Here is a 19,825-nt window from a genome sequence, read left to right on the forward strand (position 1 = left end):
GGGTGTGTGCGGCCGGGCGTGAAGGCGGGGTTGGTCGCGTGCAGGACGGCCCCCGCTCGCCGGGCGTCGGGCTGCTGTGGACGGCCACGCGCAGTGGCCGGGTTGTCGTTGGTGTGTGCGGCTGGGGCGGTGTCCGGCCGACGCGGCCTGTGGGCTGTGGGGGCCCTGGTGATGTGGTGGTGTGACGGGTCATGGGTGGTGTGTCGGGTCGGGGCCGGTGTGGTGGAGGAGGGTGGCGATGAGGTCTTCGGTTTCTGGTTCGAGTGGGCAGCCCAGACTGGTGTTGATGTGCTGGAGGCGCGTGAGGGCAGTGTGGAGGCCTTGGCGGTTGCCGGCTTGGGCTTCGATGCGCATCCAGTCGCGGTAGAGGATTTCGGCGGTGTCGTCGACATCGAGTGCGGTGGCGATGGCCTGGCGGGCGGTGGTGAGGTGGTGGTGAGGGCCGGGTGGTGTGCGGTGGGCGGCGATGGTGTGGGCGACGGTGATGATGTGGGTGGTCATTTCCTGTTGGTGGGGTTCTTGCCAGGGCAGGGGCCGGTTGCCGAAGGGGCGGCTTCGTACGAGGGCCAGGGCCTGTTCCAGGTCGGGGAGTCCGGCGGGGCCTTGGGTGAGGGCGTGGTCGGTGAGGGTGCGGAAGCGGGTCCAGTCACACTGCACGTGGGGGGAGAGCCGGTAGGGGTCGTCGGCGGTGTGGCGGCGGGGGACGTAGGGGTGGCCGTTCGGGTCGTTGCCCAGGGCGCGGCGTAGGCCTTGGAGGCGGGCGTTGAGGGTGCGTGTGGTCCAGGGACGGGTGGGGTCCATGTGGGTGCACAGGGCGTCGGCGTTGCGGCCGGGGCGGAAGTACAGCAGGGCGGCCAGCTGTGCCTGGCGGGGTCCGTGCCCGGTGGTGGCGACGCGGTCCATCTCGACGGGGCCGAGGACTCTGAGCTCGGGTGCCTGCGCATCGTCCACCCCCGCCCGCACCCCGCTGCTGTGGCCTTGTGCTGTCTTTGCACCGGCTGGCGGTGCTGGGTTGGAGCGTGCCGGGCCGTATGTCCGGGGTGGGGCTGGGTGGGCTGGTATCGGTTGGGGGTGCGCCGCGGCCGGGGGGTGCGGGTGACGGGATGGAGTGGGGCCGGGCGACTGGTCCTGGCCGGTGGCGGCCAGCAGCGCCGGGAAGATCATGCCGTCATCTGCCGTGGGTTCGGGTTGCGGGGTGTTGTCGCCGGTGGGGTGCGAAGCAATGGCGGGGCGGGGTGCGTTCTCGTGCCCGCCCGGCCCGGTGTGGTGCCCTGCGTTGGACGGTGGGCCGGATTCGGCTGCGTCGGCCAGTGCCTGGATGATCTGGCGGTAGTCCGGGTGCGGAAGGCGTTGCAGCGTGATGCGGGTGCGGGCGCAGCGCAGTTGCTGCGGTCCGCTGCGGGAGGCATCCAGGATCTGCGCGGTGGGGAGGTGGGCGGCGGCAGTGTGGGCCGGTGCGATCAGCGTCACCGGGGCGTGGTCGGTGGTGGCGATGAGACCGGCGAACTGCTGTGCGGTGTAGGCGTCGAGGGTCGGCGCGCACACCAGGAGAGGGGCCGGGCGGGCGTTGGGGGGTTGTTGGTGGAGTTCCAGGAGCCGTTCGGTGAGGTGGCGCAGGGCCCGCCCGGCGTGGGGCAGGTGGGTGATCGGGCGGGTGGGCAGCATGTGCGGCAGGTCGTCACCGAATCCGATGGCCCAGAGTTCCGTTTCGGCTGCCCATGGGCTGAGGAGGGTTTCCAGGGTGAGGGAGTTGCACACCTCGGTGATGTGGTCGGGGCTTCCTTCCAGGAGCAGGGCGGGAAGTTGGGCGAGGTTGAGCAGGAGCAGGTCGCCGTGGTTGGTGGTGCCCACGGTGACGAGGCCGGGGTAGGGCGCGGGCACCGTGCGGGCGTCCTCGTCGTCGAGGAGCATCGCGTTGTCGGGCAGCGTCCACCAGCCGCGTCGTTTGCGGGTGAAGGGCGGCTGGGGCGCCAGCCTTTTGTCCTGGGGGAGTACCTGCAGTGAGCCGGCGGCGATGCATGCTGCCCGCAGCGCGGGGGGCTTGTGGCCGGTGTGGTGAACGCGGTGATGGTGGGCCAGCGTGCGCAGGGCCGTGTCCAGACGGTCCGTGTCCGCGCGGGCTGTTCCGGCTTCTTCGGCGCCCTGCGTCGGCACGTGTGGGTGTGGGGGGTGCGTGCGGGCCGTTGTGCGTGCGGCGCGTCGGTGCAGGCGCAGTGCGAGCAGTGCGGTGAGCAGGGCTGCCAGCAGGGCGCCGGCGCCCAGGACGGTGCGCAGGACCGGGACGCCGACGGTCGGGGCAGAAGCAGGTGGGGACGAGGGCGGGGAGGTGGCGGGCGGGCGCGCCTGGCGTGACGGAGGCGCAGGGAGCAGGGACGCGCTGGCGGTCGGTGCCGGGGTCTCCGCTGCGGAGGGGGTGTTGCTCGGTCCGCGGCCCGGCTGCTGCGCGGCCGGCGCGCTCGCGGAGGGCGCGGGCGCAGCGGTCTCGTCCTTTTGTCCGCCGGCCGGCCGGTGTTCGACGAGCTGCTGGATGGTGAGCCGGGTGACGTCGAGTTCGAGGATCTTGGGAGCGGCGAGGGTGGCGCCGTCGGGGAGGGCGAGGACCGGGTCGTCGCGATCGAGGGTGAGGGGCGGCTGCTCGGTGGGGGTTGGGGTGGGTTGGGCGGCGGCAGGGGGGTGTGGTCCCAGGAGCAGGCCCGTGCTGAGCAGGACGGCGGCCGGCGCGTGGCGTAAGCGGGCGGGCCAGGGGCGAGTGGGGGAGGCCATGGCGTTCACGAGAGGGGGAGGGTGGCGGTGTCGAACTGCGGGAGGTAGAAGTCGACGTGCGTCGTGGCGGCGGGCGGCGCCGGGAACTGCATGAACACCGCGACACTCTCCCCGGACTTGAGGGTGGACAGTCCGGTGGTGGTCAGGGGGCGTCCCTCGGTGTCGCGCAGCACGTAGTAGCGCTTGCGGCCGTGGAAGTCCACGAGGGTGGCCCCGCCCAGGGACTGGCCGTTCTTGGCGATGTCGTGTTCGTTGCCGCGCAGGGCGGCCGGCACCACGGTGGTGCCGTCCCCGGTGTTCTTGAGGGTGCCGCGCAGGGTGAGGATGCCGCTCGAGGTGCGGGTCGCCGAGCTGATCGTGAGGACAAGGCCGTCCTGCCCTGCGATCCGTGCCAGAGGCGCCGCCGAAGACGTCGCCTGCGGGCGCGGCGTACCGGTGGCGTCCGGCGAGGCGGCATGCGAGGTGCCCTCGGCCTGTAAGTCGCGGCCGATGCAGCCGGCCGCGGCGAGGGCCAGGCAGGCCGCGAGGGCCAGCACGGCCGGTGCCCTGCGGGTCAGGAACGTGGGCCGGCCCCGGTGGCGCCACGCGTTGAGGGCGGTACGCCGCCCGGCGCCGTCGCCGTGACGGTGACCGTTGCTGGGACTGGGGTGTTGGTGGTCGGTGCGGGGTGTGGCCGGGCGTATCAGGCGTATGGTCACCGTGCCTCCCTGGGGCGGGGCCAGACGGTGATGACGTCGCCGTCGAGGGTGACGTGGTGCTGCGGGAAGCGGCCGCGGACCTGGTTGAGGTCGTCGAGGTCGAAGTCGCCGGCTGCCTGCACGACCCAGGCGTTCCCGATGCGTGACACGCACAGTGTTCGGACAGGCCACAGGCTGTCGACGATTACGTTGTTGCTGCGAACTAACGGTGCATCAGAGTTCATCTCTGATCCCCCAAAGTGGTTGTAGTACAGGGTGTTTGGCTGGTGTGTCGTGTGACGCGACAGTAAGCTAGCGGTTCGCGTAAGCAAAGTTCAATGGGGTTAGGGAAGATTCATGACGTGTCGGCAAGGCTGTTGCGGTGCAGCCGTCCCGACCAGGCCTCACCCGGCGGTGACCGGTTCCGGTCGTGAACGGCCCCTTCGCTTGCACAGCCCTTCACCGTTCCCTCCAGGGCCGTCGTTCGACCCTCGCCGCGCTGTTCACAGCCCAGTCCAGGGCCGACAGGCGCCTCCGGCCAGGGGCACCCACACGTCAGAGCTGGGACCGTGCTCTTCCAGGTCGTCGAGGGTGACCGCGCCCAGCGGCACCTCGCAGGCGAGGTCTGCCACGAGTGGGTGGTGGGCCGTCATGGCTTTGAGATCGTGGATCCGGTTGTCCATGGTCCGGCGTGATGCACCAGTCAGCACGACAAGGACCCGCGGGAAGACGGGGTACCAGCCCAACCACCCGAGGCCGGGACTCTTGGCGCGTCGGCCAAGGGGCTGCGGCTCGTACGCCCACAACCGCGCGTACCCGATCAGCTTCGCCGCCAGGCGCCCGCTGCTCATGGTGGCGCGGTCGACCTCGACGAACGCCCGCAGCTTGCGCCGCTGTTCGCCCTCGATGAGCGTGTAGTGCATCACCGCGTCTGCCACGACCCGCTCTCCGTCACCGATCGAATGGAACACTTCCGGAGTCCAGTCGAGGTGACCGTGCTCGTCGCCGCGGCGGCGGGCGTCCGCGACGAACACCAGATGGGTGCGCAGGACCGTGAGGGTGTGCGGGGTCTTGAGCGAGGCGGCCGTCGCCGAGGTGATCGGATACGGCGGGCGGCCCCGCAGCGCGGGCCAGTCCCGGGTCAGGCGGGCTCCGTTCGGCGTGAGGTACCAGACGCGGGTGCGATGGGACTGAGGCAGTACCACGGAGTCGACCAGGCGCTCGCCGAACAGGTCGTTCAGCTGCTCCGAGACCGCCTGCCGGGAGCGGTCGGGCCGCAGCAGGATGTGCAGCTGATGAGTGGAGGCCATGCGGTGCTGCGCGAGCGTGGCCAGGAGCTGATGCTTGAGGGGCTCCATGGGGCTGGGCGTGAAGCCCCCCGTCGTACGGTCCGTGGGCTGGGCGGTGCTCAGTACCATTCGTTGTCCTTCGCAGGGCGGACAGCGGCGGAGCGGGCGGGGGCGTGCGCGGCGAGGAAGGCGCTCACCCGGCCGAGCTGGGCGGCGGCGCGGTCGGTGAGCTGGTGCAGCGGGAGCGCCTGGGCGTTCGCCTGGGCGGCCTGCTCCAGAGCCCGGACGTTGCCTGGGCGGGCCTGCGCGGCGAAGACGTCGTCGAGGTAGGGGCCGCGCAGCCGGATGGGTCCGATGCGCCGCCCGTGCACGGTCAGGGAGACGTAGTGCTCGAAGCGGTCCATGGTGGCGACCCGGTCGGGGCTGGGATCATCGCCCCACTCCGCGGTGACGGGTGCGATCGCGGACGTCGAACCGGCAGTGGTGGCCAGCGTGGAGGCGTTCTGCACCAGCGACAGCCGCACCGGCGCGGGCAGCCGTGACAGCAGCTGCGTCATGCCGTGGACGTGGCACCGGTACTTACGGAGATCCTCGAACATCGCGGCGATGGTCTCCGGGGCCACGCCGGTCAGGGTGATCAGCTCGTCGAAGTACGGGCGGAACGGCACCCGCTTCACCTCGGGGGTGTCGCGGCGTGAGCGCGCGGCCCGCAGCAGGTCCCGGGCGAGCAGCGCGGTCAAAAGACGGTCGGTGGGACCGTTGCCGCCCGGGCACACCCACACGATCATCTTCGAGTCCATCGCCGCACGGATGTTGTAGACGCCGACCGGCTGGCCGAGGAAAGCACGCGTGACCGGGTTCGCGGCCAGGCGGGCAAGCGGGTTGAGGACCACGGCGAACGCGTCGGGCGGCAGGGTGGGGAACACCGACTGCCACCACGCACGGCTCTCTTGATCCAGTCGGCCCGCCACGGCGGCGAGCGCATCCTTGCGGAAGGCGGGATCGGTGAGCAGAGCCCGCAGGTGGAAGAGGGTGGCCTGGTCGTCGGGCCGGCCGGCCCGGCAGGCCGCCTCATTGACCGCGACCAGGACGGTCAGCGCGGCGGTAACGATGGTCAGCGCACGCGGAGCGGTGGCATCGTCCCAGCCCAGCACGGAGGCGTAAGCGTCGGCGACCGACTCGACGACCTCGTGCACCGCCTGCCCGTGGTGCATGCCGAGCGGATTCCACGCACTCACCCGCGGGGAGTGGCCCAGCGCGTTGAGGTCGATCAGCGCGATCCGATCCATCAACTCCTCATGCGCGAGAAACGGCAGGGCGCGGGGCCAGGAGTCGCGGTGCGGATCGACAAACAGCAGCCCGCCGCCGGAATGGGCCCAGCCGATCGCCTGCGCCAGGGCCCGCTCGGTTTTGCCGCCGCCCGCCTTGCCCACCCCGACCTCGAACAGGGTCTCCTCGGCGTAGGTGGCGACCAGCCGCTCGCGGCCGTCCGCACTGCGGTAGCTGCCCTGCAGCAGCAGCCGCGGGTCGCCGAAAGTGAACGTCGGCAGGTCAGCGGCGAACACGGGCAGACGGCAGTGCACGGTGGGAGGCTTGAGCAGCCCGGTCAGTTCCGGCAGCTGGACCCAGTTCGCGCGGGGCGGCCGGCACTGCCCAAGATTCCAGCGGCGTTCGAAACCGCGGCGGGTGGGCCAATGGTCGGCCCCGACCCGCCACGGTCCCAGCCGCCAGCCACGCATCGCCCACCGCGAGCTGCCGCCGAACACATCCAGAGCGGCCTGCAGTTGGGCGAGCCGAGCCTGGGCCCGGCCTTCAACGTTGGACGCGCACATCACCAGCAGCTGCACCCGCACCAAGTGGTCGTCCTCGGCGAGCTTGCCCAGCGCCTCAGCCGGCTCCACCCGCCGCGGCACCGGCGGCATGACCAGGCGCCGCCCCGCCCCTGGCCCCTGTGAGGCGCTGCTGAACAGCTGCTGAAGCTGCCAGCGGAAGGAGTCCTCGGTACCGCCGGCGTCCTGCCGCAGCCAACGCGCGGCACGCTGGGCCTCACGATGCTCCAACCGGCGTGCGGCTCCCAGCAGTTGCACACGGCGTGCCCGCAGCGCCCACTTCGGTGCGCGCTGGATGTCGAGGTGGACCTCGGCGAGATCCCCGAGTTCGGCGCGCAGGTCGGCCACCGCATCGACGAGCGGCTGCAGTGGGTCAGGCTGCAGCGGCACCTCGCGCAGCGGCGCCATCGTCTTGCCCCGCAGGACGAACTCGGCCCGCACTGTGTGCGTGCGGGGCTTGTCGGCGATCGGCCTCGCCCGGTGGACGGTGACGTCCGGGCCGAACGGGGTGATGGACAACAGCCGTTGACCGCCGGCCGGTCCTTCGATGCGGTAGCGCAGCGGAGTGGTGCCGTCCGCGCGCAGCCTGATCTGCACCGTCTTCGCCCGGCGCGGCGCCCACCACGGCATCGCCGTGGAGGCACGCGCGAGCTGAACTCCGCGCCGGAAGATCTCCTCCAGGCCAGGGTCGAAGTGCCGGGTGGGGACGAGTTCGAGGGCCATCCGCTCGGCGGAAACCTTCCTCGCCAGGCGGCGCACCACCCACTCAGCCACGCCCCAGGACACGGCGACAGCAACGGCCACCACGTACCAGTGCTCGTAGAGCCAGCCGACAGCATCGGCCAGGCCGGTGAGCAGACCGAGCGCTGGACCAGCCGCCCTCTGGTCGGCCTGACCGGTCAGGTACCGGGCTGCGGAATCCACGTCGGTGCTCCCTTCTTGATGGCGCGAGTGAAGAACCGGTCGGTGATACGCAGGTCGGTGAAGGTGCCGCCGCGGTCCATGCCGGCCCACACCAGGTGGACCACCGCCCTGTTCGGGCCGCCGTCGCGGCGGGCGATCGCGGCCTGGATGCGGAAGCGAGCAGTGGCGAACGCCGGAGCCACCACCCCCGAGCGGGGAAAGACGCCTGGCCACGTCGCCCGGCCGGCTCCGGTGGCGTCCGCGCGGAGCAGCGCGCGGCCGACGATGAGCAACTCCCGCTCGTCATCGGTGGGAAGGTCGGCGGGCCAGGCCGCCTCCAGCGACCGCTGGATGGCCCGGTCGCCGGCCACGCCCTCGCCGTGCGGCGCCAGAGCGGCCCCGGGCACCGGCGGTGTCGATACGGCGGCCGTCGCTGAGCGAGCCGCACCCACGCTCGCCCTGCCCTCTGAAGGCACGGATGCCGCGGACAACAGATCCGCGATCGCGGTCGATGACACCTCAGGGGCCGGTGACTTTGGGCCGTGCGGCACGCTCAGCAAGGCGACGCCGACGACGGCGAACAAGACGGTGCTCAGCAACAGCAGACGCGGTGAGCGCGACATCGGTGTCGTCATAGCAGCCGTGCCCCTCCCGCATAGCCCGGCATCGCGCTGACCGCGTCCACGCGTATGACGGTGCCCGGCCGGGCAGCGTTGACCATCTGGCCGCCTCCGAGGTAGATCCCGACGTGATAGATCGTCGAATCCCGGCCTGGGGCGTAGGCGTAGAAGACGAGGTCGGCCGGTTTGAGGGCGCTGGTACCGAGGCGCGCGGGGATCCGCTCGCCGACGCCGGCCTGGGCGGCCGCGGTGCGCGGCAGGCGGATCCCGGCCTTGGCGTATGCGTACACGGTCAGCCCCGAACAGTCGAAGCCTTTGATGCTCACGCCGCTCTTGCCGCTGGGGGAGCAGCAGATCCCGTACGACGGGCCGTTCGCGGTGCCGCCGCCCCACGAGTAGGGGACGCCCCGCTGGGCGAGCGCGGCCTCGATCACCGTGCGGGCCTTGCCCGAGACCTCCGTCAGATTCAGGTCTTTGGCCGCTGCGGCGTACTGGTCGATCCAGCCCAGCACGTTGGCGACGTAGGCATCGGAGTGGTTGTACTGGAAGACGGCTGACTTGAGTTGGTCCCGCTGGGTCAGGTCGCGGCCCTCGCCGCACAGGTAGATGGCAGCGCCGAGGGCGGCGTCGTCGGCGTTGTGCGGGTCGGCCGCCTTGTCACGGTTGGCGTCCTCGCCGAACACAGTCCAGGTGGAGGGAAGGAACTGGAAGGGTCCGACGGCGCGCTCCCCGCTGGCGGTGCCGTCCCAGCGGCCGTTGTCTGTGTCGGGGAAGACGGTGGTGTTGCCGCCTGCGCCGGAGCCGTTGAGGAGCACTCCGTAGATGCGCGGCCGTATGTCGCCGGTATCGGCGATGTTCCGGCCCACGGCGTGGTTGGACTCGACCTTGGCGATCCCGGCCAGGATCGGCCAGCGCATGCCGCGGCAGTGCGGCGCGTGCCTGCCGACCTGTGGGACGGCCTTCTTGTACGCGGTCAGCATCCGCGGTGGGATGTCCGCGGCCGTGCCGCCTTCGGCGTTCCCTCCACCGTCCATCGCCCCAGCATTCAGGGCGACGTAGGTGCTGATCGCGTTGCCGGCCGGGACGGCACAGCACACCGCGGCGAACAGCAACGCCGCCCCCACACACCCCCACCGCGCGAGGCGGCGCCTGGTCCGCCTCACTCTCGCTCACCGCTCTGGTCGTCGTGCCGCCAGCGGGCGCGTAGCTGGCGCAGGGCGTCCGCCTGCCGCTGCCGCTCGCGCGCCTGCTCGTCTTGATCGTCAGCGGGGCTGCCATCCTGGCCTGGCGGTTGGGGTGGGTCGCCACGCATGGCCCGCGCGAGTGCGGGATCCACCCGCGCAACGTTCGCGATGGTCTGGCGCCGCAGTTCCGCGGGGTCGTTCAGCAGGCGCTGCAGCGCCTGGCCCGGAGAAGCGGCGGAGGCCGGCCGCGGCGAACTGCTGGTGCTGGGCGCGGAGGGTGTCGCCGCGGGGCGAGTGCCTGGGATGGCGGTCTGTGAGGCAGTGGGGCGGCGGCCTCCGGTGGCTGGGCTGTTGGTGAGGCGGCGGGCGGTGAAGGGGCCGTTTCCGCCGCGGTCGTCGGTGTTCTCCCGCAGCGCCTGGGCAACGTGGCGTCCTGCGTCGCCCCAGGCGCGGCCGTCTTCGCGGAGGGTGTTGCCCCACACCCGCACTTGCTGGCGGGCGTCCTGGGAGAAGCGGGAGCCTCCCGTCCTGGCCCGGCGCACATTGGCGGGCAGACCGGCCGTCGCCCCGTAGACGGTGCGGCTGCCGCGGTGAAGGATGCGGTAGCCGCGGAAGCGGACGAGCCGGTTGTGGGCGCGGGTGGACAGCAGCGTGCGGTCGGCGTGCTGATCGTGCAGGACCTGTCCGGAGGTGCGGTCGACGACCTGGCCCTCCTCGTTGCGGTAGCGGTCGGGCGGGCCACCGGGCCGCGACGGCCCCGCTCCGCCTGACCCCCCGCCGCCCGCAGGACCACCTGGATCCCCCGGGCCGCTGCGGCTGGGGTCGCCGTCGGCGGTGGGCTTGCGCCACGCGGCAAGCTGCTCCCGGTCCGGCCGACGCCCGATCAGCAGCCAGTTGGCGCCCTTGGCGCCAAGTCGGGCGCCCAGCCCGCCTACGGCGGCGGCCGCGGTGAGCGGGGCAAGCCCCCGACCGGCTTCTGCGCCTGCGTCGGGGAGGACGCGTCCGGTGTCCACTGGCATGCCCGCCCCGTCGGTCAGCGAGGCGAGCGCGCCCATCAGCTTGTGGCGGGTGCCGAGGATCCCGTACCGGCCGCCACCGCCGCCGGTGAAGGCGCGCAGCCCGCCGCTGTAACCGCCCAGCATGGTGGGGGAGTTCATGGCGAGGGCGGCGCCGAGTTCGGAGGTGTCGCCGGGCAGGTGGGTGCCGCCGATCTTGGCGTAGCGCATCCGCATCGCCATGCGCTGCCCGAAGGAGGAGATCGAGGCCAGCAGGCGGCGGTGTCCGGCCGCACCGGCGATGGCCAGGACGTCGATGAGCAGGATCCGTTCGACCATCAGGTCCGGGCCTTCTGTGATGGTGGCGTCGACGGCGATCCCGAAGAACGGCACGAACGCGCAGATCCCCACCACCGCCAGGACCGCGATCCCCCACAGGGACAACCACTTCCACACCGACTGGCGTGCCGGGCCGGGCAGCATGCCCGCGATGAACGCCACGCCGCCGATGGCCGCGGCCGCGGCGCAGATGCCCTGGGTGCCGAGCAGGACGATCGCGCTGGACAGGAGCATGCCGCAGATGAACAGGGCGGCGATCAGCAGCAGGGCGGCGCCGCCGATGCGCCACCAGGTGGGCTGCTTGGCGTAGGCGGCACAGGCCTTGCCGACGTCCCCGGCCTTCTCCAAGTCGGCAAGGAACGCAGCGAACTCCTGGTCCTCCTCGCTGACCACCGCGTTCGAGGAGTCCAGCAGTTCGCCCCCGGGCGTCAGCGACGGCAACTCGCCGTCCCCGGCCGCGTCGCCGCCGTCCATGCAGTAGTTCTTGGCCGGGCCGTAGACGAGGTCGCAGGCACCCTCCCGGTCCTGCTTCGACTTCTGGGCGTCGTATCCGCCGGTGACCCACTTCAGATGCACGGCGTAGGCCTTCTGATCACCCTTCTTGGCGGGGTCGAGGATGCGCCCGTACTGCAGCAGCATGTACGGCTTGACGATCAGCGCGTTGGTGACCGCGTCCTGCAGCGGGCGGGCGACGTCGGTTGCGTCGACCGGGCCTTCGCCCTCGCGTTCCAGACACCTGATCTCGGCGTTGCCCGCCAGGCCGTCGCACGGCCCGATGCTGGCGAGCTTGCCGCCCCAGTCATAGGAGTTGACGCTCTGCTGGGCGACCTCGGCGGCCACCTGCTGGGACTGCCCCAGCGGACCGTCCTCGGTAAGGAGCACATCGGGGCGTACGAACGTCGAGGCCGCGAGGGCGCCGATGAGCAGGGTGAGGAAGATTTCGCCCAGGCCGCGGCCCACCCGCCCGCGCACGATCATGAAACCGGCGAACACGAACGCCCAGGCCAGCAGCAGACCCTTCAACCCCAACGAGTTGACGACCACGTCGTTGTAGGTGTCCGCGACCTCCTGTGCAGGGCGGGTCAGGATCGACAGCAGCGGGAACCGGAACGCGACCTCGATCGCCCACCCGGCCAGGCCGACCAGCAGCCGGATCAGGGTGAACAGCCCGGACAGGGCGAAGGCCAGGGACTGCGTCTTGAAGCTGACGATGGAGCCGCCCTCGGCATTGAGCTCGTAGCCGTTGATCGGCACGCCCTCGGAGGAGGTGATGTTCAGCGGGGCGAGCAGGTCCCCGGTCTCGCTGTTGCTGCCCGCCGCGTACACGACCTGGCTGTTGACCATGACGAACACGCCGGTGAGCAGTACGAGGACGCCGGCCGACCGGAGCGTCGCGCGAGCTGGACGGACCATGTCATCGCCGCCCGGACCCAGTTGCGCTCCTGCGCCGCCACATCACGAGGGCAGCGACACCTGCCCCGGCCGGGACCAGCCGCCACGCCGCACCGGCAAGGTCGGGCTGCTCAACGTCGGCACTCGTCGTGGTGCCCCGCTGGCAGTAGTCCTTGGCCGGGCCCACGATCAAACCGCACGGATCCTGGTCCCGGGCGCCGGCGGTGAAGGCCTGCCCCGTGTGCGGCCACCACGCCTCCGCCACACTCACCCCGACGGCCAGGACGAACACGCCGACCCCGACGACGATCAGAGTAAGGACACTCGCGACCACGGCAGGGCGCCGGGAGCGTGCCCAGGAAGAGGAGGTCATCAGATGCGTTCCTTCGGACAGGGTTCCGCGGTCTCACCGGCGAGCGGCTCCGGCAGGGAAGGCGAGGCATCGCTCGTGCGGCGTCCAGGCGTGGTGGTGATGGACGTGGTGATGCGCGGGATACGCGGAATGGTGACCTTGATGCGGCCGGTGTTCTGCCGCGGGCAGGTCAGCAGGAACTCGCCCTCCCGGCCCTTGTGGCCGACGGGGGACAGACCGTTGGTCACCAGCCGCAGCAGCTCGCCGTCGTTCGGGTCGAGGCCGATGAACTCCAGGCCACGGCGGGCGCGTTCGCGGTCTGCGGTGCGGGCGAGCGCACGATAGGCCATCAGACCGCGGTCGGGGCCGAGTTCCTCGGCGTCGTGAGAGGCGGCGAGCAGACCGGCGCCGTGCTTGCGGCCGTCGTGGAGGATCTCGTGGACCAACGCGGTGCCCTCAGCCGAAGAGGTGAGCCAGTACAGCTCGTCTGCGACCACCGCGGTGAACCGCTGGGGGTCCTCGAAGGCTGTCTGCCGGGCGATCGCAGCAATCAGATAGAGAACGGCGCGCCCGATAAGCGCCTCCAGCGGCTGCTGATGCAGGACCTCCGGATTGCCGAACGCGGCCTTCGGCGGCAGCTTCAGACCCGTCGTCGTGATCACGATCATGTCGGAGGTGCTGGAGGCGTCCAGCCGCACCGGCGGCAGCGTGGGGTCGAACACCATCGCCGCCAGGGAGTTGGAGGCCACCACGCGGATGAGGCCGGCGAGGGTGGCGGCCGCGTCCTGCCGCTTGCCCCCCTCACTCTCGCCCATAGCCTCCAGGATCTGAAGTGCGCGGTGCATGGACGGCTGATCACTTGCGGCGGCCTGCTCGATCGCGTGGTGCAGAACTTCGCCGTTGGTGCTCATCGGGCCGATGCCGAGCTGGAGCGTGAGGTAGGACAAGGCGTAGTGACGGCCTTCGGGACCGTCGAACATGCGTAACGGGTCGATGGACACCTCAGCGCGGGCGGCGTCGATGATCTGCACGCGGCCCTGGGCTGCGGTGCGGGCGAAGGTGGCCCATTCGCGGACGGGGGTGCGGTCGATACAGATCGCGCAGCCGCCGCGCGCCCACACCGCTTCCGCGATCAGCTTCTGCAGGACGCTCTTGCCCGCTCCCAGGTCCCCGACGATCCCCATGGAGGCGGAGGCATCCACCTTGGGGGCGTCCGCCACGTTGATCATCACGGGGCGGGTGGTGCCCGAGTCGAGGTCGATGCCGAGGAACATGCCGTTGGGGTCGCCGACCTCGGCAGAGGTGAACGCGCCGCCCAGAGCCCAGTCTTCGGAGATCTGGTGCTGGGTGAACTCCCGCACCAGGCCAGGGCGTACGGTGCCGGGCAGGCCGAGGGTGAACAGAGCCTCCTGCAGGCCTGCTGGCCGCACCGCGCGGTAGTCGGCACCGCCCAGCAGTGCGGCCAGCGCGCGGGCCCGGGCGTCGCAGACCGAGGCGGTCGACCCCCACACCGTCAGGATCGTGACGGATTGCACCTCGACCTCCACCGACGTGCGCGACAGGCGCGCGTCCAACTCACCGAGGTCGCGGGCGGCCTCGGTGAGGGAGGCGGGCATGCCGGTGGGGCGGGCGTCGTACTGGTCGGCCTGGTCGATGAGTTCGTTCTTCTTGCGCCTCACCTGGTCGCGGACCTTCTCCGCGGGCACGAGAGTGAGGTCGACGGCGTAGTCGACGGGAAAGTCGAGGGTCTCCAGCTGGGCGAACAGATCGGCGGCGTCCTGGCTGACCGCGGGCGGGCACTCGGCCAGCGCCACCTGTGCCTGGTAGCCCACCCCGGCGTCGGATTCGACCTGCAGCCAGCGTCGGCCGAGCGGCGAGCCGGTGTTCAGCCGCCACCAGGCCCTGCGTCCAGACCGCGTGATCCGGCCCGCGCTCTTGAGCTCGTCGATGTCGTCGAGTTCGGGGTCGATGCCGCCTTCCTGCAGGCGCACCTGTCCGAGGTCGGCGTAGCTGGGGGAGCGCAGCACACCGTCCCGCAGCTGCCCGCCGTACAGGTCGCTGGTCTCGGCTTCCGCCAGCAGCGGCTCGGCGAGCCCGCGGTGCAGGGCGTGCTGGATCATCCACACGACCTCCGCCGGGCGGGCCGGACGGAAGGCGATCCCGCCAGCAAGCGCGGCCTCGACCCGGGAGGCCTGCTCGCGGTAGGCAGCCACCTCGCGCCGGGCGACGGGCGACGGGCGCATGCCGAGCATCGGGGTCAGCTCCGCCCACGCTGCACCGAGGGACGCCGACACCTGCAGACCGGCGGTCTCGGTCGTGAGGGGGACAGCCAGCCACAGGGTGCGGCGGTGCATCTCCTGCCCGTCCAGCAGATCCAGGGCCGCCTCGACATTCTCGACCCACGGGTGCGCGCTTGGTGCCTCGTTGGCCGGCTCGATGCCGTCGATCATGCGCAGGGCAATCTCACCGGGATCGACCTGCGCGCACAGCCCGAACAGTCGCGGCGCCCCGGACAACGACCGCACCAAATGCGTGATCTTGGCGAGCTGTTCGTCACGGACCGCCGCAGGCACGTACGTACCCTGGACGGTCTCCTCATGCTGTCCCTGCGCGTTGGGGCCCGGGTGAAGGCGGTAGACGGCCCACACGCTGCCGTGCGTCGACCAGACCAGGTGCCCGGCGATGTGACGGATCGGAACCCTCACCGCGCACCCCCCTGCTGGGCGAGTGCGAGCAGCTGCTGAACCCCCGACACCGGCCCCGCCGCAGCTGGAGTAGCGGGCTCCGCGCGGTGGGGCGCGGACGAGCGAGCCGCTTCCGGCCTCAGGTTCGGTGCTCGATCGATGCGCCGCTGCGCCGCACGGGACGGTGCGATCGCCGGGTCGAGGTTCGATGTGTCCTCGATCGTGAAGGCGCCGATCAGCGGGTGGGGAGCGCGGTCGCGGGCGGCCCGCCCGCCGATCCTCCCTCCCTGGGGCTGCCAGCCCAACAAAATCCAGCCCAGCGCCGCCTGGACCGGGGCACGGCCCCGGATCTTCGGACGGCGCACGGCCCAGATCGCCAGTAGCCAGGCCACGACCGGTACCGGCCCCATCCACGACCACCAGGAGATCGTTTTGACCAGCAGGAAGCCGCCGCCGACAGCGAGGGCGATCTGCGCAGGCGTGTACGGACCCAGCGGGATCTTCCAGTCCGCGACCTTCCCCAGCACCCATGGATGGCGCCGGGCGGCGGTGTAGAAGCGGCCCACCCGCCCCGCGGCCGCCGCGCTCACAACCACCCTCCAATGCCAACGGAGTGCTCCCGGGCGGCCGGATCAGAACCGTGCACGAGGCCGGGAACGACGGGCGCGCCCTTGGCCGGGTTTTTGACCTCGTCCTCGAACATGTCCGCCAGGTCTTGGCGGGACCCGTACAGGCCCAGCGCGACGATCATCAGCAGGAGGGCGCCGATGCCGGCCTTCAGGCTGAACTTCTGGATCATGATGATGACGACGAGGACGATGAGACCGGCCTGCAGGCCCTTGGTGCCCCAGCGCTCAAACATGCCGATCCATGCCTCACCGAAGTCGTCGAGCTTGCCCGCGAGCATCAGGCTGTCCCCGGCCTTCACGAGCGTTCACCCCCACCCCGGGAGGTGCCGGTCTGCAGCTCTGCGATGTCCCAGCGTCCGGAGCGGGCGGTGAGGGTGAGCTCGTAGCCGAGCGGCCACCGCCCCTGCGCATCCCGGGCCTCCACCTGCGCGAGGACGCGGACCTTCGTGCCGTCCCCCGGCATCCGCTCGGCGGCTGCGGCCTCCTCGACGGCCAATACCTGCTGGACGGTGACGGCCTGGTACGGGGCGGGGGAGACGGCCGTCAGGTGCACGCCGGGGGCGAGGTAGCGGTCCACCTCTCCGGCATCGGTCAGGTACGCCGACAGGAACTCGCCGACGGTGGCGGCCAGTTCGCCGTCCGGGACAGTGACGGCGTACGGTGCCGGCGGTGCCTCGGCCCGGGCCGGGCCGGCCACCACGCCCGGCGCACCGGTCACCGTGAAGATAGTGCCCGCGCGGTCGGTGGCCACCGGCACCGTGTAGTAGCGCACCGCTCCGTCGGCGTATTGCGCAGCCACCGTCACCGACCATCCACCGTCGGCGCGCTGTGCACTGCGCACCGCCGTGACCGACTCCGGCGCTGGGTGCGCATTCGTAGCGGGGTCGGGCAGTTCGACGTCCGGCGCCAGCGACTGCGCAAGCCGGGTCTGCGCATTCGCGGCATCGTCGGCGTTGCTGCGCAGCCACGCACCGACGAACAGCTGCGCATAGCCGGCCGGGTCGGCGGCCACCGCCGTGGTGCGCACCGTGGACGGCTTGGGCAGCGGCGCGGCCCCGGCCGTGGTCGGGGTGGAGGTGACGGCAACGCCCAGGGCGATCGGGCCGGCCGCGATGACGCTCCACACGGCGATGCGTGTGAGGCGTGCGCGGCGCCGCATCGCTTCGAGCGCGAGGCCCGCGGCCATCGGTGGGGTCGCCTTGTTCCGTGAGGCATGCCTGCCAGGGGGCATGGTCAATCTCCCAGGTCAGAAACGGATGTTGCTGGCCTTGAGAACATCCGCCGGGCCCGACCGGACCACCGACCACGAGACCCCGACCACGGTCACGATGGGGTCACGAAGTCATGGTCGGTTCCGTGGTTGGCCCCACCACCGCCCCCACCACGCTCCGGCCGTGCCCCGGCGACAGGGCATCACGTTCGGCATGCGTTGCACTGTCGGGCGGCTGCGCAGTGTGATCCGGACCTGTGCAGCACGCGACGGAAAACTGCGGAGCGCCTTGCGCAGAGGCATTGCGCAGCGTGACTGCGCAGGATGCCCGGCCGGTTGCGCAGCTCGCTGTGCGCAACCGGCCGTTCGAGGTTGCGCAGCGGCTGTGCGCAATGGCTGCGAACGGGGTGAAGGGGGCGTGGTGGGGTCTGTGGTGGGGCCAACCACGGACCCGACCATGGCTGCTGGACAGTTGCGTTGCCGGATCGTGACCGTGGTCGGCATCTGGTGGTCGCTGGTCGGGTCGGGCTCGGCGGGTGAGCTGAGTTCATGTACCACACCCCCGTCCCCGCCTCTGGGACTACCGACCGCCGGTCCGCGGCGGGCCTGCTGTGCTGCCTGGACCACCGGAAGCGGCCCGCTGCGGAGGCCTGGCGGTGAGCCGCTCGGGGGTGGGGATCCGGCGCGGGGTGATGGCGGCCGATCAGTTCACGCAGATCGCCAACGGCCTGTTCCGGCACCCGAAGCTGTCCTTCCGAGCGAAGGGGATCTTCGGCTATGTCAGTACGCACCAGGACGGCTGGCACGTCACCGTCGCCGACCTGGTGCGCCGCGGCCGTGAAGGCGTCGACGCCGTCACCACCGGGCTCAGGCAGCTGGAGCGGCACGGCTTCCTGCACCGCACCCGTGAGCGCAACGCCAACGGCACGCTCGGCCAGGCGCTGTATGTCATCACCGACCTGCCCGCCCTGCACAACCCCAGGTCGCAGCCAGAGTCGGGTTTTCCAAGCCTGGCTGAGCCTACGTTGGCTGACCCCGCCACTAAGAACACCAACAGAAAGAACACCAACCAGCAGAACACCAGCCCCCTCCGTCCGTGCCGCCGCAACAACGCGACGCGACCACCGGCACGGACGAACCCGCCGCACACACCGCCCTCCCCGCCGGCCGCTCCCGCGGCGGATGAGATGCACCCCGGGATCCGGCTGCTCCTGGACCTGGCGGCCGCGCGCCCCGAGCTGGTGCTGACCGGGCAGGCACTCACCGACCAGGGCCGGGTGGTGACCGCGATGCTGGAGGCCGGCTGGAGCACTGAGCAGCTGCGCCACGTCATCGCCGGCCGGCCCTTGCCGTACCCGGTGCGCACTTCGGTCGGCGCGATCATCGCCGCCCGTCTCCGCGCTGCGCAGGCCTACCCGCCGCCCGCCCTCGCGGCCCACCACCGCGCCCCGCCCTCTGGTGACACTCCCCGGCTGCAACCGGCCAGTTGCGCCGCCGCCCGCTCAGTGAGCCAGGCCCTGAGCTACCGGGCCATGGTCGAGTGCGCGGGCTGCGGCCACCCCGCGACCGCGCCCGGCGAGGACCTGTGCCCGGCCTGCCTCGGCTGGCCGCCCTGCCGTACCTGCCCCGGCCCCACCCCACGCCGCGCCCACCCCGACGGTGACGGCCGCTGCACCACGTGCGTTTCCGTCCTGGCCGACCGCCTGAGGGGGGCCCGCTGGGGACCGACACGCTCCATACCCCCGCCGCCGACCGCCACCGGGCATTACGAGCGCCCCTGCACCCGACGCCGCCTGACAGTTCACCCGTCATCCCCGACCGGAAGGCCGAACCCTCATGAATGAGACCCACGACCGCTCCCAAGCCGGCACTGTCTACCTGCTGTTCTCGCACGAGCCGTACTACCTCGGCCCCGGCAGCCGGGAGATCAACACCACGGTGGTGGCTGGTGCTTCGCTGCTGCACCCTGGTGTGCGCCAGCCCGACGGGGCGCGGATCCACGACCTCCTCGTCCGCGAGCGCCGGCCGGGTGAGATCGTCCCGCTGTCCACCCTCACCCACGAACTGGACGGCGGCGCCCGGTGGCCGCAGGTCGGCGACTGGGAAGCCGTCACCAGCGACCTGGTCCAACTCGTGCGCGGCGGCCAATGCGACGGATTCAGCCTGGGCCTGCCTTTGGTCGCGCGCGCCCTGCTGTGCGCCGGGCCCGGAGTCAGGTGGTCCGTGCCCAAGCCGACGACAGCGGACGGCTCACGACGTACGGGCCAGACGACCGCGGCGTAGTACTCGCCGAGATCGACAAGGTCCTCACCCCTCTCGTGACCGAGCGAGCCTGGTGGTCCGGTGACGGCCTGCTGCCCCCGCTAAGCCACCGCTCATGAACCGAGCGGTATTCACGGCGCCCCGCACACCCGCACAGCCACCCCCGGACGGGAAACGGGCCGTGCTGGGTCATGAACCACGGCCGGTGAGGGCGGTGTTGAGCCGCCTGATGCCGACCGCACCACGCCGCGCAGCTACTCCCGCCAGCCCACCCACCAAGGAACGATCTCTGATGCCCGTACCCCACACTGTGGTGGCCGCCTTGACCGGCGCCGCCGTGCTGATCGCGCAGGCATTGCACCGCCGCCTCAACCCCGAACCCACCTGCGTCACCTGCGGCAACCGGTCCGGTCACCGGGTGGCCGGCCACGACGATCGCACCTGCCGCGACTTCGTCCAGGAACAGCGCCGCCGCGTCCAGGCTGCGGCGACTGCTGCCGGCAACCCGCCCCCGACCCTGCCCGACACCTACGGCCACGCCTGGCCCACCAGTTCGTGATGGCCTTCAACGTGCCGCCGCATCTGGTGTGCTGCGACGGCGTGGCCGCATCATCGCGAGGGCCTTGACACCTTCGCTGCAAGAGGAGGCACACCGGGCGTTGCGTTCGCGAGGGGAGTCCGCTGGTTGTAGGGCTGT

The 19,825-nt window shown here is 71.5% G+C and carries 16 protein-coding genes; 3 read left to right on the forward strand and 13 right to left on the reverse strand.

The window, feature by feature from the left end; genetic code table 11:
• Positions 1-189: 189 nt before the first annotated feature.
• The 13 genes from OHT76_RS43280 to OHT76_RS43340 form a co-directional block, all read right to left on the reverse strand.
• Entirely contained in the window at positions 190-2,763 is a 2,574-nt protein-coding gene (locus OHT76_RS43280; protein WP_328876332.1) for a bacterial transcriptional activator domain-containing protein, read from the reverse strand.
• A gap of 5 nt (positions 2,764-2,768) precedes the next feature.
• Positions 2,769-3,461: a hypothetical protein gene (locus tag OHT76_RS43285; RefSeq protein WP_328876333.1), complete on the reverse strand. Its 693-nt coding sequence runs from the start codon at positions 3,459-3,461 to the stop codon at positions 2,769-2,771.
• Complete coding sequence (locus OHT76_RS43290; protein WP_328876334.1) at positions 3,458-3,610, reverse strand: hypothetical protein; 153 nt, start codon at positions 3,608-3,610, stop codon at positions 3,458-3,460. Before OHT76_RS43290 ends, OHT76_RS43285 begins: the two co-directional genes overlap by 4 nt.
• Positions 3,611-3,943: 333 nt before the next feature.
• Entirely contained in the window at positions 3,944-4,858 is a 915-nt protein-coding gene (locus tag OHT76_RS43295; RefSeq protein ID WP_328876335.1) for a replication-relaxation family protein, read from the reverse strand.
• Complete coding sequence (locus tag OHT76_RS43300; RefSeq protein WP_328876336.1) at positions 4,849-7,482, reverse strand: ATP/GTP-binding protein; 2,634 nt, start codon at positions 7,480-7,482, stop codon at positions 4,849-4,851. The genes OHT76_RS43295 and OHT76_RS43300 overlap by 10 nt, the downstream gene beginning before the upstream one ends.
• On the reverse strand, positions 7,458-7,868 hold the full coding sequence (locus tag OHT76_RS43305; protein WP_328876337.1) for a hypothetical protein: 411 nt from the start codon (positions 7,866-7,868) through the stop codon (positions 7,458-7,460). The genes OHT76_RS43300 and OHT76_RS43305 overlap by 25 nt, the downstream gene beginning before the upstream one ends.
• Before the next feature lie 224 nt (positions 7,869-8,092).
• Complete coding sequence (locus OHT76_RS43310) at positions 8,093-9,244, reverse strand: C40 family peptidase (RefSeq protein WP_328876338.1); 1,152 nt, start codon at positions 9,242-9,244, stop codon at positions 8,093-8,095.
• Positions 9,241-12,012, reverse strand: coding sequence for a hypothetical protein (locus tag OHT76_RS43315; protein ID WP_328876339.1), 2,772 nt, complete (start codon positions 12,010-12,012; stop codon positions 9,241-9,243). The genes OHT76_RS43310 and OHT76_RS43315 overlap by 4 nt, the downstream gene beginning before the upstream one ends.
• Position 12,013: 1 nt before the next feature.
• Positions 12,014-12,364, reverse strand: coding sequence for a hypothetical protein (locus OHT76_RS43320; RefSeq protein WP_328876340.1), 351 nt, complete (start codon positions 12,362-12,364; stop codon positions 12,014-12,016).
• Positions 12,364-15,048: an ATP-binding protein gene (locus OHT76_RS43325; protein WP_328876341.1), complete on the reverse strand. Its 2,685-nt coding sequence runs from the start codon at positions 15,046-15,048 to the stop codon at positions 12,364-12,366. Before OHT76_RS43325 ends, OHT76_RS43320 begins: the two co-directional genes overlap by 1 nt.
• On the reverse strand, positions 15,045-15,617 hold the full coding sequence (locus tag OHT76_RS43330) for a hypothetical protein (protein ID WP_328876342.1): 573 nt from the start codon (positions 15,615-15,617) through the stop codon (positions 15,045-15,047). Before OHT76_RS43330 ends, OHT76_RS43325 begins: the two co-directional genes overlap by 4 nt.
• A complete protein-coding gene (locus OHT76_RS43335) occupies positions 15,614-15,934 on the reverse strand; it encodes a hypothetical protein (protein ID WP_443049955.1) in 321 nt (106 codons plus the stop codon). Before OHT76_RS43335 ends, OHT76_RS43330 begins: the two co-directional genes overlap by 4 nt.
• Positions 15,935-15,951: 17 nt before the next feature.
• Positions 15,952-16,887, reverse strand: coding sequence for a conjugal transfer protein (locus tag OHT76_RS43340; RefSeq protein ID WP_328876344.1), 936 nt, complete (start codon positions 16,885-16,887; stop codon positions 15,952-15,954).
• Between the two features lie 635 nt (positions 16,888-17,522).
• Here OHT76_RS43340 and OHT76_RS43345 point away from each other — a divergent pair.
• The 3 genes from OHT76_RS43345 to OHT76_RS43355 all read left to right on the forward strand — a co-directional run bounded on the left by OHT76_RS43345 (position 17,523) and on the right by OHT76_RS43355 (position 19,687).
• Positions 17,523-18,710 (forward strand): hypothetical protein, encoded by a 1,188-nt coding sequence (locus OHT76_RS43345; protein WP_328876345.1) that lies wholly within the window; start codon positions 17,523-17,525, stop codon positions 18,708-18,710.
• Positions 18,703-19,149, forward strand: coding sequence for a hypothetical protein (locus OHT76_RS43350; RefSeq protein WP_328876346.1), 447 nt, complete (start codon positions 18,703-18,705; stop codon positions 19,147-19,149). Before OHT76_RS43345 ends, OHT76_RS43350 begins: the two co-directional genes overlap by 8 nt.
• 271 nt (positions 19,150-19,420) lie before the next feature.
• Positions 19,421-19,687 carry a hypothetical protein gene (locus OHT76_RS43355; protein ID WP_328876347.1) on the forward strand — a complete coding sequence of 89 codons (267 nt, stop codon included), beginning with the start codon at positions 19,421-19,423 and terminating at the stop codon, positions 19,685-19,687.
• Positions 19,688-19,825 lie beyond the last annotated feature (138 nt).

This window comes from Streptomyces sp. NBC_00287, from assembly GCF_036173105.1.
Classification (GTDB): domain Bacteria; phylum Actinomycetota; class Actinomycetes; order Streptomycetales; family Streptomycetaceae; genus Streptomyces.

Coding starts and splice junctions, on each gene's coding strand:
- OHT76_RS43340 (WP_328876344.1), bottom strand. CDS start 16,887: ATGCCCCCTGGCAGGCATGCCTCACGGAACAAGGCGACCCCACCGATG.
- OHT76_RS43355 (WP_328876347.1), top strand. CDS start 19,421: ATGCCCGTACCCCACACTGTGGTGGCCGCCTTGACCGGCGCCGCCGTG.
- OHT76_RS43295 (WP_328876335.1), bottom strand. CDS start 4,858: ATGGTACTGAGCACCGCCCAGCCCACGGACCGTACGACGGGGGGCTTC.
- OHT76_RS43350 (WP_328876346.1), top strand. CDS start 18,703: ATGAATGAGACCCACGACCGCTCCCAAGCCGGCACTGTCTACCTGCTG.
- OHT76_RS43315 (WP_328876339.1), bottom strand. CDS start 12,012: ATGGTCCGTCCAGCTCGCGCGACGCTCCGGTCGGCCGGCGTCCTCGTA.
- OHT76_RS43320 (WP_328876340.1), bottom strand. CDS start 12,364: ATGACCTCCTCTTCCTGGGCACGCTCCCGGCGCCCTGCCGTGGTCGCG.
- OHT76_RS43280 (WP_328876332.1), bottom strand. CDS start 2,763: ATGGCCTCCCCCACTCGCCCCTGGCCCGCCCGCTTACGCCACGCGCCG.
- OHT76_RS43335 (WP_443049955.1), bottom strand. CDS start 15,934: ATGCTCGCGGGCAAGCTCGACGACTTCGGTGAGGCATGGATCGGCATG.